The sequence below is a fragment of the Furfurilactobacillus curtus genome, from assembly GCF_054657915.1.
The window spans coordinates 776691-791503 of sequence record NZ_BAAHXU010000001.1 but is presented as its reverse complement, the minus strand read 5'-3'; the positions used below and the strand labels follow the sequence as shown (position 1 = coordinate 791503).

Annotated in this window: 15 protein-coding genes and 2 tRNA genes; 9 read left to right on the top strand and 8 right to left on the bottom strand. The window is 43.0% G+C overall.

All coding sequences use genetic code 11. The annotated features are described in order from the left end of the window. The first annotated feature begins 65 nt into the window (after positions 1 to 65). Positions 66 to 200, top strand: coding sequence for a hypothetical protein (locus tag ACYQ0Y_RS04065; protein WP_407883795.1), 135 nt, complete (start codon positions 66 to 68; stop codon positions 198 to 200). Between the two features lie 242 nt (positions 201 to 442). Here ACYQ0Y_RS04065 and ACYQ0Y_RS04060 read toward each other — a convergent pair whose 3' ends face one another. The 3 genes from ACYQ0Y_RS04060 to ACYQ0Y_RS04050 are packed head-to-tail and all read right to left on the bottom strand — an operon-like array spanning position 443 to position 3602. Further along, positions 443 to 2446: a cation:proton antiporter gene (locus tag ACYQ0Y_RS04060; RefSeq protein ID WP_407883793.1), complete on the bottom strand. Its 2004-nt coding sequence runs from the start codon at positions 2444 to 2446 to the stop codon at positions 443 to 445. A gap of 54 nt (positions 2447 to 2500) precedes the next feature. Beyond that, positions 2501 to 3145: a DUF421 domain-containing protein gene (locus ACYQ0Y_RS04055; protein WP_407883791.1), complete on the bottom strand. Its 645-nt coding sequence runs from the start codon at positions 3143 to 3145 to the stop codon at positions 2501 to 2503. Positions 3146 to 3152: 7 nt separating this feature from the next. After that, positions 3153 to 3602, bottom strand: a complete 450-nt coding sequence (locus ACYQ0Y_RS04050) for a DUF3290 family protein (protein WP_407883789.1) — start codon at positions 3600 to 3602, stop codon at positions 3153 to 3155. Positions 3603 to 3702: 100 nt separating this feature from the next. Between ACYQ0Y_RS04050 and ACYQ0Y_RS04045 the strand changes: the two genes are divergently transcribed. After that, a complete protein-coding gene (locus tag ACYQ0Y_RS04045; RefSeq protein ID WP_407883787.1) occupies positions 3703 to 3993 on the top strand; it encodes a hypothetical protein in 291 nt (96 codons plus the stop codon). 48 nt (positions 3994 to 4041) lie between these two features. Here ACYQ0Y_RS04045 and ACYQ0Y_RS04040 read toward each other — a convergent pair whose 3' ends face one another. From ACYQ0Y_RS04040 to ACYQ0Y_RS04025, 4 genes are all read right to left on the bottom strand, one after another. Beyond that, the gene (locus tag ACYQ0Y_RS04040) at positions 4042 to 4407 is read right to left on the bottom strand and encodes a winged helix-turn-helix transcriptional regulator (RefSeq protein ID WP_407883786.1); all 366 of its coding nucleotides are present in this window, start codon (positions 4405 to 4407) and stop codon (positions 4042 to 4044) included. A gap of 1101 nt (positions 4408 to 5508) precedes the next feature. Continuing rightward, a tRNA-Gln gene (locus ACYQ0Y_RS04035) sits at positions 5509 to 5581 on the bottom strand. Positions 5582 to 5633: 52 nt separating this feature from the next. After that, positions 5634 to 5706 (bottom strand) — tRNA-Glu (locus ACYQ0Y_RS04030). Positions 5707 to 5861: 155 nt separating this feature from the next. Beyond that, entirely contained in the window at positions 5862 to 6308 is a 447-nt protein-coding gene (locus ACYQ0Y_RS04025; RefSeq protein ID WP_407883784.1) for a universal stress protein, read from the bottom strand. 187 nt (positions 6309 to 6495) lie between these two features. On the opposite strand from ACYQ0Y_RS04025, the gene ACYQ0Y_RS04020 reads away from it, so the two are divergent. After that, positions 6496 to 7026, top strand: a complete 531-nt coding sequence (locus tag ACYQ0Y_RS04020; protein WP_407883782.1) for a L,D-transpeptidase — start codon at positions 6496 to 6498, stop codon at positions 7024 to 7026. Between the two features lie 66 nt (positions 7027 to 7092). Here the strand turns inward: ACYQ0Y_RS04020 and ACYQ0Y_RS04015 are convergent, their stop codons facing one another. After that, entirely contained in the window at positions 7093 to 7302 is a 210-nt protein-coding gene (locus ACYQ0Y_RS04015) for a hypothetical protein (RefSeq protein ID WP_407883780.1), read from the bottom strand. Positions 7303 to 7492: 190 nt separating this feature from the next. Between ACYQ0Y_RS04015 and ACYQ0Y_RS04010 the strand changes: the two genes are divergently transcribed. From ACYQ0Y_RS04010 to ACYQ0Y_RS03985, 6 genes are all read left to right on the top strand, one after another. Continuing rightward, positions 7493 to 8665, top strand: coding sequence for a betaine/proline/choline family ABC transporter ATP-binding protein (locus ACYQ0Y_RS04010; protein WP_407883778.1), 1173 nt, complete (start codon positions 7493 to 7495; stop codon positions 8663 to 8665). Then, the gene (locus ACYQ0Y_RS04005; protein WP_407883776.1) at positions 8662 to 9309 is read left to right on the top strand and encodes an ABC transporter permease; all 648 of its coding nucleotides are present in this window, start codon (positions 8662 to 8664) and stop codon (positions 9307 to 9309) included. Before ACYQ0Y_RS04010 ends, ACYQ0Y_RS04005 begins: the two co-directional genes overlap by 4 nt. Further along, complete coding sequence (locus tag ACYQ0Y_RS04000; RefSeq protein WP_407883774.1) at positions 9306 to 10241, top strand: osmoprotectant ABC transporter substrate-binding protein; 936 nt, start codon at positions 9306 to 9308, stop codon at positions 10239 to 10241. The genes ACYQ0Y_RS04005 and ACYQ0Y_RS04000 overlap by 4 nt, the downstream gene beginning before the upstream one ends. A gap of 4 nt (positions 10242 to 10245) precedes the next feature. Continuing rightward, complete coding sequence (locus tag ACYQ0Y_RS03995; protein WP_407883772.1) at positions 10246 to 10914, top strand: ABC transporter permease; 669 nt, start codon at positions 10246 to 10248, stop codon at positions 10912 to 10914. A gap of 285 nt (positions 10915 to 11199) precedes the next feature. After that, a complete protein-coding gene (locus tag ACYQ0Y_RS03990; protein ID WP_407883770.1) occupies positions 11200 to 12930 on the top strand; it encodes an ABC transporter ATP-binding protein in 1731 nt (576 codons plus the stop codon). Further along, positions 12923 to 14758 carry an ABC transporter ATP-binding protein gene (locus ACYQ0Y_RS03985; protein ID WP_407883768.1) on the top strand — a complete coding sequence of 612 codons (1836 nt, stop codon included), beginning with the start codon at positions 12923 to 12925 and terminating at the stop codon, positions 14756 to 14758. Before ACYQ0Y_RS03990 ends, ACYQ0Y_RS03985 begins: the two co-directional genes overlap by 8 nt. Positions 14759 to 14813 lie beyond the last annotated feature (55 nt).

Below are 14813 nucleotides of genomic sequence, written 5' to 3'. Positions count from 1 at the left end.
CACCGCCAGCGGCGAAGTTGGATGCTTGTCCTGAAAATATTCGCTGCCGGGAGGAAGGTGACCAATTGCCAAATTTTTCTCAATTGCTAAAGTTACGTGACTTGGCACAAATTTCTTTAGATGAATTAGTCGATGAAGATGAACGTTTGCGACAACAGTTAGTTGTGGAGCAGGCCTTCACCCTTTGTGATCTATTATGAATGAGCGGACGTTTCTAAGCCGCTACTGATGGTTGATTTTTGAAATTGGCGGCTATTTGAGTTGGTTGATTCCTTATTTTGTTCGCTTATTCCAGTGAGTTTGACCTAACTAGGAAGCATGTAATACCGAGCCTCTCCAATTTAAAAAACAGCGTTCCCTAAAATTGGGAACGCTGTTTTTGGTCGAGGCCAGAAAAGTGACATGGAAAAGCAAAGATGGAACTGGACAATTTAAAATGAAATCAACTGATAAATGAATTGTTATTTTGTAGGTAGGCCATTTCATCAAAAATGATGTGTTGTTGCAGTTCTTCGGCGAGACCTACGCTCATTTTTCCCGCACTAATTGCTGTTTGAAAGAATTCATATTCGGCATGGAAGGCGGTTAAAAAGAGTTGATAAACAACTTTAGGATCAGGAACGGGCATATTCATGCGTCGGTGGCGTTCGCGATAGGTTCGTTGAACGGCATGTAGTTCAATGGTTGTTTTGCCACCGTGAGCGTGACGATAATCTTTTAAGGCGTCAATCACGGCATTGAAACCGACTTCTTCAATTGGTCGAATGTCTTCACCGTGTGCTTGAAATTGACGTTGCCAATAGAATTGTTCGGCAATTAATGGCGTCGTAAAAAACATATCTTGTCCCGATTGAACATCTTGGTACAAACGACCAGTATGAATACTAAACCGAATTCTTAACATAAGGTTGTGCCACGGATTGGTGTCAACGGTAGAGATGCATAAGTCGAGAAATTCAGTATAGTAGTTGAATTCATCATCGGTGATTTCACCACGGTCGTGCATACCGGCGATTGCTGTTCGCTCTGTGGCATCAGCTAAGTCAAAAATACGCCGTCGCTCACGACGATGAGAAATTTTATTTTGATGTAATTGTTGGCTCAATGCGTCTACAACAATTTGAGCTTCGGCGGGGTGATCCTTATCGCCGCGGACGGTATTCATGGCGGTCATAATCATTTCTCTGGTCCATTGTGAAATCGGTTTTTCCACGGATGACTTTGTCACTTTTGTCATTTTCGGGACAATTATCGCAGCAACGGTCAAACTAATCATGATAACAACGGCTACGATAAAGATGAGAGCGTTTCGATCAATCGGTAGTTGTTTATTACCTAAGGCTGGCAGTAGGAAGGCCAGCGATAAGGAAATCGTCCCACTAGCGCCACTAACAGCCATTAACCAACTGTCCTGCCAACGATGATTACTGGATACGTGCATCCAGACGAGATAGCGCGACCAAAGGAGGCGTAGGCCGAACTTCAAGCCATATAAAACGACGCTGATTAATAGGAGTAGACCTAATAGTCCGGGGTGTTTGGTTACAATTTGAATGACAATGGTTGGTAATGAGATGCCAAGAAGGACAAAGACTAAACCAGTTAATGCTTCCTCGACAATTTCCCATACATTTGAACGGACTAACTGCATCCGGCTCGAGATCAGTTGTAAGCTGTCATTTTCTCGACCTTGAACGAGACCAGCGGCTACTACTGCGAGAATACCGGATAATTCGTATTGTTCTGCGATAAAGTAGACCAGAAATGGCACGATTAGCTCCAGTGATAGCATGACAAAAGGACTGTCATCATCGCCGAGAATTAAGAGACGGCGAAGATAATGGAACAAGAAACCGATTAGGACGCCGACAAGCAACCCACCAATGAACTCGAAGATAAACTTGCCAACGGCTGCGTTTGCTGAAAATGTGCCGGTCGTAAATGCCAGTAGCGAAAGGTCAAAGGCAACGAAACCAGAGGCATCGTTAAAAAGAGATTCGTTTTGCAAGATTGTAAAAGGAATCTGGAAATCAGGGTTAGGTTGAGCGAAGGCACTGACGGCAGAGGCATCCGTTGGTGTAACCACAGCACATAACGCTAGTGCCAGTGCGAATGGCAAAAATGGAAAAAGCAGATGAAGTGCCGCACCAACCAAAACAACCGTCACTAGGACTAAAGCCACAGACAAAGAAGCAATATTAATTGCACCACGACCGATCCAATAACGTGATGCAGATTGGGATTCATTGTATAACAATGGTGTCACGATAAAAAAGAGAAATAGATTTGGATCAAAAATGTAGTTGTGGTACATCGGTAAAATTGACACAATGAGACCCATCAAAATGAACCACAATGGTAACGGAATAATCGGGAAGTGTCGGTTAACGATGACCGCGGCGATAACGCCAATTAGAATAATCAGAAAGAAAAATGTAGTGGTCATTTGTTGCCTCTCGTTTCGACGATAATTTAAGAATGGAAATAACGACAGGGTAATTTAGCGGCCTTGATTATCATAAAGCATTAAACTTAGTTGCCCATGTTGATACTTGGCCATATAGACTTGCCGAACATTGCTAACAGCTTGTTGATTTAATTCGTTTTGTAACCAAGCGTTATCTTTACCCATTAGTTCTAAAACATCCGGATCGACTTGTCCATCAACAATGACCGGGTACCGAACATCTTCGTCACCGAGCGTAAGTACGGTGATGCTGCCATTCTGTTCGAGAATAGCACGTTTGACTTGGTTTAAGTCATAAGCACCAACCGTTCGGAGCTTGAAGTCGACGTCTTTAGCCGACAAGTTAGCTCGTAGACAATTTTCAACGAGTAAATGGCCATTCCGAACGATCGTGATGGGTTGACCGTCGATAAACTTACCAATGCTATGAACATGAGTTTTTAAATACCGGGTGATCAAGATGAGTAAGGCCCAAATCAGCAATACGACAATAAATTGGGCTAACGTGATCGTTGAACTGTAAATAACGCCACCAATGATGCCACCAAGGACGTAATTTTGCAGTTGGTCCATCGCTGAGGTTGGGGCTAAGTTACCTTTACCAGTAAAATTAATTAGTAAAGTGATAAATAAAAAACCGATGATTAGTTTTAAAACGATGTCGGGATAACTTGCCATGCGTCAGTTACGCTCCCTTCACAGTAATTCGTGTTTTAACTAGGTTCACCCTTTGCAAAACAAATTGTGAACCATCTGCATTATAAACAACATTATAGTAGTGATTTGCCGATTTAACGAGTAAACCAGTGTTCGCTTGCGATGGGTTATTTACAGCTAGCGTTTGCGGTTTCACATCGAGTTGATGCGCGATTTGTTTAACGGTCGCAATGATTTGTCCATTTTGTTTTGAGGAAGCCTGAAGATTGGTGAAGTCATTATATTGATAAGCAAGCGTTAACATTAAGAATGTCCCTGCAATCACAGCTAAATCTTTAAACTTAACATCCCAACGATGGCGCAAGTATTGGGTCATTAATAACAGCGTCACGACCACTAGCACACAAATGACCGCGATCCTTAAATACTGACCTTGATTTTGATTAGATACAATAAATTGATAACTATAAAAAGTCATCGGTTGTTCCTCCCGTGGTGGGCTTAACATGGACTGTGGGATAACGCAAGCGGCATTTAAATTCGGAGTGTGGTACGCTTAAATCGAAGAGGGTGATCAAATGACACCGCAACGCTTACTACGGCACATTAAACGAATTACTGTCGCTGGTACTAGGCAGCTTTTGGTTGTAGTTAATCCACATCGCATGTATGAATATGGCTTGGGTACTGATCCTTATGACGCTGATAATATTGAGTGGTTCACCGGTGATATGAATCGAGTGACCAAGATTATCGATGAACAAAAAATTTCGGCCACGTTTATGGAAGCACCAGATGGGCGACCGGATAACGCTCGTCAAATTTATAATCATCACCGCAATGAATTACGACGGCCACGTTCACGTTGACTGTCGCCTTATTAATGGTGTAGACGCCATGTTGATGGCGCTTTTAATTTAGACTGATTCGTCACATAGTGAGCGTTGGCGCAGACTAGGTGCGACGTGTTGATCGCCCCAATCACAAATGGCATTGAGGACTGGAATTAAAGTTTGTCCGGTGCTGGTGAGCTGATACTCTACGTGAGGTTGGGCGGTTTGAAAGTCGTGACGACTGATCAGGCCGTCTTCTGCTAACTCTTTAAGTTGAACGGTCAATGTTTTGTGGGACACATTGTCGATATGGCGTTGTAGTTTTGCAAATCGGCAATGCTTACGGTCAGCCAGTTCGAATAAAATCATAATTTTCCATTTGCCTTGAATGAGTTGCATGGTCGCGTCAAATTCATTGAGGTAGGGCATTTTTTTCTGAGAATTTACCATGTTCAAACTCCTTTCTGATTAGTTACAATCGAATGTTATGTTGATTATTATACTGATTCTTATGTCGAAGATAAAAGAAGTATCATTTTTCCTGATTGGAAATTGTTGGACTTAATTAAGGATGTGACTAGCAGCACGTCGATGTTTACGGGTTTTTAGATGTTATGAATTGGTAAGGTTGCATCAAGCTTTGATCAATTCAAAATGCTAACCTTTGCTAACGTTTTTAGATGTCTAAAAATGTAGCGGTTTGTACAATGATTTGCTGTTTTCATTAGGTTATTGGTTCGGTATGCTAGTAATACAGTCGCCAGCCAGTTCGCTACTTGCTGGCGGCCTAGCTGGAAAAGTATTAAGTGCTCTCATTCTCACCAATCCATGACCGCAAGGGGTGAGAGCATGGAATCCTATTCAAGGATGGTTGGGGAATAGTGCCGCTTGCTGTATCGTTCTATATCTCCGCAAGAGCAGTGAAGTTGCTTGCTCAAGCATACGAGAGAATAAAAAAAGCTAATCGCAAATAGCGACTAGCTGACCAATCAATACTTGACCGGCGGACAGGGAAGAAGTTAAGGGGTTTCCCTGTCTTTCCAATGACATTATTATATCAGGTTTGCCATTAAAGACAAACGATATTGCTGGGGATGTACCGAGTGGTGCATCCTTTTTTCTTTGGTCTTTTCAGACCCTATAAAAAGCCCGTTTGCGGTTCCGTAGAAATGGGAACCAAAAATAAAAAAAGCCGCCCATACGGACAGCCTGCGTACTAAAACCTTAACCCCAGCCGCCCGCCGGTGTATTTTTATTATGTGGTGCCATTATATGAGGTAGACCAATTTCAAAAGTCACTCAAAAATTGGTCTGTGGTGCCAGTGAAAAGCTGTATACACTGGCATAAAGGCGTTTATTGATGATTAAAATCATCCAAAAGTATTCAAATACGACTTTGGTCTACAAAAAATGATGTTTTTAGTTGTTTCGTGGTGCTATTGTGGTGCCATTTGGTTTTAACTGAATCAAACTAAAAGAAATAAAAAAATGCCTCAAATGCTGATATAACAGCCTTGAGACAATCAGATGAAACACTATAAACCTTCAAAGTTGGGTATACTGGACTCGAACCAGTACATTACGGATTCAGAGTCCGCTGCCTTACCAATTTGGCTAATACCCAATGAAATTTTAAAGTCGTAAATCTGCCAAGCAAGCGCCCGGGTGACTTTAAATCACCCCACCGGGGATCGAACCCGGAACTCCGCCTTGAGAGGGCGACGTCTTAACCAATTTGACCATGGGGCAAATTTACTCTACTTATTATACGGTACTGACCAACGATGTCAACGGGAATTCCTAGAAAAAGTCTAGATTTGGTTTAATCGGATAACTGGATGTCGCTTGTGTATGGGTTTTGGTCATTAAAAAAGTCCCGTTCGGGGACTTTTTTAAGTAACGTTTTAATTAGCCTCATCTTTAACCACTAGAACATCGACAACAGCTTCGCGAACAACATAGCCCGTGGTAGAACCTAGGATGGCACGTTCGAAAGCATTCGTACCAGTTGCACCGATTACGATGAGATCAATGTCATGCTGTTCGGGAAAATATTTTGCAATGGTTGGTTTAGGCGCATCGTGAATGACAGTGGTCTTGATGTTAGTAAAACCAGTCTGGTCAGCGACAGATTTAGTCAAGCGCTTTAAATAACCATCGGCGCGTTGCTGTAATTGAGCAGAGACATCCTCTAGCGGATATTCAGGTGCTGAATACATCGGTGCAACAACCTCGAGTAAGCTGATGTCAGCATCAGTTTGTTGTGCAATTGTCACAGCAGTATTTAAGGCAGCCTCTGCATTACTGGATTCGTCAGTCGGCACTAAGATGTGCTTTGGCTTGAAGGGCATTATCGTAACCTCCTATTCATTATCATTAGCAAAATGGCGATACTTCTATGCTCTGTTTATAACATTTTAATAAATAAAAATCATAAAAAATGCTTATGAAAGATTTACTGGCAGAGGAATTACAGTCTGGTTGCATTGTTGACAGGCTTTCGATAGTCTGGATAGATAGGATAGAGGGGGATAAGAGGTGCGACATAAATTAAAATATAGTGGTTTGCTTTGGCTCATCATGTTGATCGTATTAGGAGTAAACTTGCAATCAGCAATGGCTAAGGGACGAGCCAAGTTTGATTGGCAGGCACCTTCACAAGTAAAACCATATCCAGATTTGCAGCGCTATCCACACGCCTGGTTTGATGTTTCGTTAAAGCGCCAACGGTTATTCGTGAAAAACGGTCATCATACGTTATATACGATGATTATTTCAAGCGGGGAAAAAGCTACTACACCGCGAGGGACATTTGCAATTCAGGCTGAACGAGGTGCAAGTTTTTACAATGAACGGCTACAAGAAGGAGCAAATTATTGGACCTCGTTCCTTGATCATGGGGTATATCTCTTTCATACAGTACCGACCAAAGCTGATGGAAGGTACAATGTATCAGAAGCAAAGCGACTAGGACGACCGGCCTCTCATGGTTGTGTGAGGCTGACCGTTGCAGACGCAAAATGGCTGAATGAATCAGCGCCAACGGGAATGAAGGTGGTTATTCACTAATCGTGGCAATGAAATAGGTGTGGTAACATATTGATCTGTTATCGGCCAGATCAACAATGTACTTGATTATTTTTGTGATATTAATTGTTGCCATTTCAGCCATCCCCAAAGGACGAATAGGATGATGGCATAAAGAGTGCACCCCCAAAAGGCGATGATGATAATTAAAGAATTGGTGAATTGTCGCATTACAAGTAATCCCAATGCGAGGACGAAGCTGATCATTATGCGGCTGGTTAATTCAGCCAAGTGTTGTTGCCGTTCTTTTTGTGTCATAAAAACCCCTTCAAGCGAATTTAAGTGTTGAAATTATTAATTGTTTGATTGAAAACAGCTGATTTGCAATAATTAGCGAAAAAACGTTACGGTATTGAGTAAAGCAAAGCGGGATCAGGCTGGCAATTAGCCGGTCACTATTATAAATAGCATTATTAGGGTGATTTAGACAAGGAGTTGGGAAATAAACATGTTTTTAAAAATGAGCCATCTGAATAAGACATATCCTGGTAACAAGGTCGCAGTGGCGGATTTTAATTTAGAAGTAGAACGTGGTGAATTTATTTGTTTTATTGGTACATCTGGATCAGGAAAAACGACCACCATGCGGATGATTAATCGCATGTTAACCCAAACATCTGGTGAGATTACGATTGACGGTAAAGACATTGCCCAGATGAACCCAGTTCAATTGCGGCGACGAATCGGATATGTGATTCAGAATATTGGTTTATTGCCGCATATGACGATCCGTGACAACATCACTTTAGTGCCTCGTCTATTAAAATGGCCGGAAGATAAACGTAATCAACGAGCTAAAGAAATGATCAATTTGGTTGAGTTGCCTGAAAGTTTCTTGGATCGTTATCCAGCGGAACTATCCGGCGGACAGCAACAACGAATTGGTGTTGCCCGAGCACTGGCTGCTGATCAAGATATCATTTTGATGGATGAAGCATTCAGTGCGCTTGATCCGGTGACACGAGAATTATTACAAGACTTAGTTAAGAATTTGCAACAAGAATCAGGCAAGACGTTTGTCTTTGTGACCCATGATATGGATGAAGCGTTGAAATTAGCGACCCGGATTGTGGTGATGTCTCATGGTGAGACGATTCAAGTTGCGACCCCAGAAGAAATTCTCAAACATCCCGCAAATGATTTTGTGGAAGAGCTAATTGGGCGCGAACGTTTGATTCAAGCTAAGCCTAGCATTACGACAGTTGGTCAAGTTATGTTGAAGACCCCCGTGGCAGTGACTGGTGCTGAACCAATGTCAAAAGCCCTAAAATTGATGCATGATCGCCGCGTTGATACACTATTGGTAACAGATAAAGATCATCGTTTGACGGGGTTTGTTGACATCGAATCCTTTAGTGAACGTTATAACCCTAAAGCGCCAATAAAATCTGTAGCAAACACCAAAATTTTTTATGTGAACGAAAATGCAGTTATTCGAGATACCGTCTCACGAATCCTGAAATATGGCTATAAGAACGTGCCGGTTGTCGATAATGACCAACGCTTAGTCGGAATTGTGACGCGGGCTGCACTCGTGGACATCGTCTATGATGCACTGTTTACGGATGAAGCTCTGGATAACGATCACACCGATGAGCAAAAGGCAGGTGATCAACAGTGATGACATTCTTTCAAAATTTTGGCGGACAATTGTTGGTCAAAATTTGGCAGCACCTTTACATCTCTGGCATTTCCTTGGGCTTGGGTGTGTTAGTTGCGGTGCCATTGGGTGTCCTCTTAACACGGTTCAAAAAAATAGCCGGTGGGATTATTGGTTTAGCTAGTGTGTTACAAACGGTACCAGCAATGGCGTTGTTGGCCCTGATGATTCCTATCTTTGGGATTGGGTCCAAACCAGCTATCGTGGCGCTATTCATTTATTCACTCTTGCCAATTTTGCGTAACACTTACTTAGGTTTAGAGGGCTTGGATCCTAGTGTGTTAGATGCCGCTAAGGGCATGGGCATGAGCCAGCTTGAATCCATTCGTTTAGTGGAACTCCCGTTGGCGGCTCCCGTTATCATGGCTGGGATTCGATTGTCAGGGACTTATGTAATTGCTTGGGCCACATTGGCTTCATATATTGGGGCCGGCGGTTTAGGTGATTTCATTTTTAATGGATTGAATTTGTATCGTCCAGATTTAATTTTGGGTGGTTCAATTCCCGTTATTTTGTTGGCGTTAATTGTTGATTTTCTGTTGGGTCGTGTTGAAGCTTGGGTAACGCCAACCGTCTTAACTAAGGACGGAGGTGACCAAGCATGAAACGATTGCGAAGGAAACTGTTTTCACTGGTGTTGCTGGGTTTAAGTGGCCTGCTATTGTTAAGTGGCTGTGGTTTTCCTGGACTAAATAGTTCGTCAACGGGGACGGTACGAATTGCGGCCATGTCGACGACGGAATCGCAAATTATGGCTGAGATGTTAAAGGCGTTGATTGAACACGATACGTCATATAAATCAACGATTATTGCAAATCTAGGTTCCGGTAACGTGACGTTTAACGCTCAGAAGCGTAACGATGCCGATTTAACTTCGACGCGATACACGGGGACGGATCTTGAATCCATCATGGGTAAAAAGATCAATCGAAAAATGACACCTGCACAAACTGATGCATACGTACATCGTTATTTTAAAACCCATTATCATATGACATACTTCCCAAGTTATGGATTCGCTGATACGTATGCGTGGATGGTCACGGAGAAGTTTGCAAAGGAGCATCATGTTAGTAATGTGAGTCAATTACAACCGATAGCCAGCAAAATGAAGGTCGGTATTGATCCGATTTGGGAGAATCGACACGGGGATGGTTATGCAGACTTTCAACGTGTTTACGGGTATAAATTTGGTGATGTCTATAATATGCAAATCGGGTTAGTCTACAGTGCATTGTCTAATGGTCGTATGGATGCAGTGCTGGGGTATTCTACAGACGGACGGATCAATAGTTATGGGTTACGAGTACTAAAGGATGATCGGAATTTCTTTCCACCATATGACTGTAGCGCCGTTGTCAATGATGCGGCCTTAAAGAAATATCCTAAGCTAAAGCAAGTGGTGGCTAAATTGAATGGGAAAATTGATTTGAAAACCATGCAACGGCTGAATTATGAAGTTGATAACAACTTGGAAGAGCCAGCGACAGTTGCTCAACGCTTTTTAAAACAAAATCACTATTTTGACGGGAGGTAAGGCGATGAACCATTTGAATTTATGGGAACAATTAATTTACTATTTTCAACACAATGGTCTCTATGTGCTTAGCCAATTTAACCGTCACTTTTTGATTTCAATTTACGGGGTGTTGTTTGCAGCGATAGTGGGCATCCCGATTGGGATTTTTATTGCGCGCTACCGGCGTCTAAGTGATTGGGTGATCGGCGTAGCCAATGTCATTCAAACGATTCCTTCACTGGCAATGTTGTCAGTGCTGATGTTAGGCCTTGGATTGGGCGTCAATACAGTTATCGTGACGGTCTTTTTATACGCTTTGTTGCCGATTATTAAGAATACCTACACAGGTATGCTAAACGTAAATCCAGATGTGCTTGACGCTGGTAAGGGGATGGGGATGACGCGGCTACAAACCTTGCGCTACATCGAAGTTCCATTATCCTTATCGGTTATTATGGCTGGAATTCGTAACGCGCTGGTCTTAGCGATTGGAATTACTGCGATTGGATCGTTCGTTGGGGCAGGTGGACTTGGCGACATTATTATTCGCGGAACCAATGCGACGAATGGCGGTGCAATCATTTTAGCTGGTGCTTTGCCAACCGCGCTAATGGCCATTATTTCTGACGGGGTGCTTGGCTGGTTTCAAAAACGCTTCGATTCTGCCAGTCAGCATGCTGCCAATCGTTAAGCAAAATTATTCCAACGATTAATTACAACAATTTTTTTAAAAGAGTTCGCCTTGATTTTTGGTGCGAACTCTTTTTGTCGAGTTCCATAAGTCTGACTTTTGTGCCTAACGCAGTCTGACTAATTACCAAAATACGCCAATCCACAGGGTGCGGTTAATGTTCAGCGGCGGAGTGTTGAGTTTTATTTAAGTGGTCGTTAAAAGTTGCGTGGCGAATTGCTTGAATCTATTAACGGTCAGCAAGATACTGTTAGCAGACGTTTATCGAAAGGAGCGTGGCAGCTAATGTTTAAACTAGCTAGCCGATATGTTGCCTGGTGGGGATTTATCGGGGCTTTGCTATTTTTAATTGTTCAGGCAGCCTGTAATTTATTTTTACCAACAATTACGGCCAATATAATCGATTTCGGGGTTGCCAAGCATAACTTGGCTTATATCTGGCAAACTGGGATCATCATGTTAATCGTTTCATTGGTGGGTGTCGCAGCTGCTGCTGGAAATGTTTACTTTGCGGCCACCCAATCGATGCGGATGGGCCGTGACTTGCGTCGAGATTTGTTCAATCGCGTGACCTATATGAGCAATGCAAATTTTGACCATTATGGTGATGCGTCACTGATTACGCGAACCACTAACGATGTTACCCAAGTTCAAAATGTAACCGTGACGATGCTGAGAATGATGATTATGGCGCCAATTAATCTCGTCGGGGCCGGAATCATGGCTTACTTAAAGAACAAGCAGCTAACGTTAATATTTTTGGTGGTTTTGCCGATCCTCGCGTTAGTCGTGTATTTGATTCAACATGCCTCTGTTCGCCTATTTCGTAGTATTCAAGGTAAAACTGATCGGATTAATTTGATTTTACGAGAAGGTTTAACTGGCGTACGTGTCATTAGGGCTTTTAATCGCGATGGGTACGAAGGGACACGATTTAATGACGCCAACCAGGATTTAACGAACACAAGTACGCGTGCCTTTGAATTGGTTAGCCTGATGTTTCCAATCATGACACTGATTTTAAGTGCTTCACAAATTGCGATCATCTGGTTTGGCGCTCAAATTATTGGTGCTAACCAGATGCAAATTGGGAGCTTGGTTGCCTTTATGACCTATGCGACGCAAATTCTGATGGCCTTTATGATGTTGTCACGAATGTTTGTTTTTATTCCGCGGGCTTCAGCTTCGGCAACTCGAATTCAGGCTGTATTGGGAACCGTCCAAGATATTAAAGACGGTAGTAAGGCTAACACGGATAAGGCCGCAGCAAGCCTTACGTTTGATCACGTTTCATTTAGTTATCCTGATGCTGGCCGGCCAGCTTTAACGGATATTTCTTTTACTGCCCACGCGGGGCAGACGATTGCAATTCTCGGCGGCACTGGCGCTGGGAAAAGTTCACTAATTAATTTAATTCCTCGGTTATACGAAGTCAGTGATGGCGCTGTGTCAGTTGATGGGGTTGATGTTCGTCAATTGACGTTGACGGCGCTGCACAACCAGGTCGCATTAAATCAACAGACGGCTGTGTTATTTAGTGGAACTGTTCGTAGTAATCTGATCTACGGAGCCTCGAACGCAACAGATGAACAGTTGTGGGCGGCCCTAGCGACTGCTCAAGCGGATGATTTTATTAAAGCCCAGGGTGGGCTTGATGCCCCAGTTGAGCAAGACGGTGGTAATTATTCAGGTGGGCAGCGACAACGACTGGCCATTGCCCGCACCATTTTAAAACCAGCTAGTGTGTATATTTTTGACGATTCCTTTAGCGCTTTGGATTTTGAAACGGACGCAAAGTTGCGACAGGCATTAAGAGCAGATCACCAGGTGCAACAAGCGGTTACTGTGATTGTTGCTCAACGTATCTCCACGGTAGTTAATGCAGACTTGATTCTATTACTCGATCATGGTCGACTGCTTGATGCTGGGACCCATGAACAACTGAAGCAACGAAATCAGACATACCGCGAGATTATTGATTCACAAATTCGAGAAGGAGGTGAGCCTAATGCGTAATCCAGGATCGGGACATGGTAATCAATTTGCTCGACCGACAGAACATCCAACGCAATTTTGGCCGACGACTAGACGGTTATTCAGCTATCTAAAACCATGGCGAATTGGCCTGATTGTTTCGGTTGTCCTGGCGCTCATCTCTGTTATTACATCTATTTTTGGCCCTAAATTGCTAGGAAATGCCACGACCTTAATTTATGCTGGCGTGACGCAGGCAAGTCAGCATCCGGGGACTGGAATTGCAATTAATATGTCCGCAATTGCTAAAATTTTAGCAGAGACGGGCATTTTATACGCGGTCTCCGGAATCTTCTCGATCGTTCAGCAGATCGTCATGACGCGGATTTCTCAGCGGGTGGTTTATCAATTGCGGCGAGAATTCAAAGCCAAATTGTCACGTGTTCCGATCAAATATTATGATACCCATAATAATGGGGACATCATGTCACGTGCGGTTAATGACATGGATAATATTGCCGGGACGCTCCAAATGAGCTTTATTCAGATCGTTACATCAGCTGTAACTTTTATCGGTGTATTGTTACTGATGTTGTCAATCAGTTGGGCATTGACGCTGGTGGCATTAATTACAGTTCCAATGAGTCTCATTGTGGTGCGTGTGGTTGCACCACGCTCGCAAAAATTCTTCATGACACAACAGACAGCCTTAGGGACGATGAACGATCAAGTTGAAGAGACTTTTGCGGCGCATACAGTGGTTCGAACCTACAATCACGAACCAGAAGCTATCAAAACTTTTGCTCAACAGAATGATCACTATTATAAAGCAGCTTGGAAGGCCCAGTTTATTTCTAGTTTGATTTTTCCTTTAATGAACTTCATTTCAAATTTTGATTACGTGATGGTAGCGGTCATTGGTGGCATTCAAGTTGCAGAAGGTGGTATTACACTAGGCAACGTGCAGGCGTTTTTGCAATACACGAATCAATTTAGCCAACCGATTACCCAAATTGCCAATATGACAAACACTATTCAAGCTACCATTGCATCAGCAGAGCGTATCTTTCAGGTATTGGATGAACCTGAAATGGATGAGACAACAGCAAATTATCCGTCCGTCGCTGAGGACACGAATAAATTGACACTAGCGGCGGTAGATTTTTCCTATCGGGCTGATCAACCGTTGATTCAGCAATTTGATCTGGCAGTGAAACGCAATAAAATGATCGCAATCGTGGGACCAACCGGCGCTGGCAAAACGACGATTATTAATTTATTGGAACGATTTTATGAGGTCGATGGTGGTAGTATCCGTTTGGACGGCACTGATGTTCGGAACCATACACGCGACCAAATTCGGCAACATTTCGGCATGGTATTGCAAGAAACATGGTTATTTGCTGGTACGATTGCTGATAACATCCGATATGGTCGTGAGAATGCCTCTGATAAGGAAGTTAAAACTGCGGCGGTAGCGGCACAAGCTGATCAATTTATTGAACAATTACCAGATGGCTATCAAACGGTTCTAAATCAAGACGCTAGCAATATCTCGCAAGGCCAGCAGCAATTATTAACCATCGCACGTGCCTTTTTGGCCGATCCAGAGATTTTAATTTTAGATGAGGCAACCAGTTCTGTTGATAGTCGTACTGAAATGCAAATTCAAACAGCAATGGCCACTTTATTGCAACATCGAACGAGTTTTGTGGTGGCTCATCGGCTGTCTACGATCCAAAATGCCGATCAAATTGTGGTGATGAATCATGGTGCCGTGGTGGAAACAGGAACACATCAAAGTCTGCTAGCAGCTAAGGGCTTTTATGCGCAGCTGTACAACAGTCAATTTTTGGGGCAAACGATTTAGGACGCAGTGATGTTCGAGCGACATGTGTTAAGCTTGAGGCTAGTTAAGAAGCGGG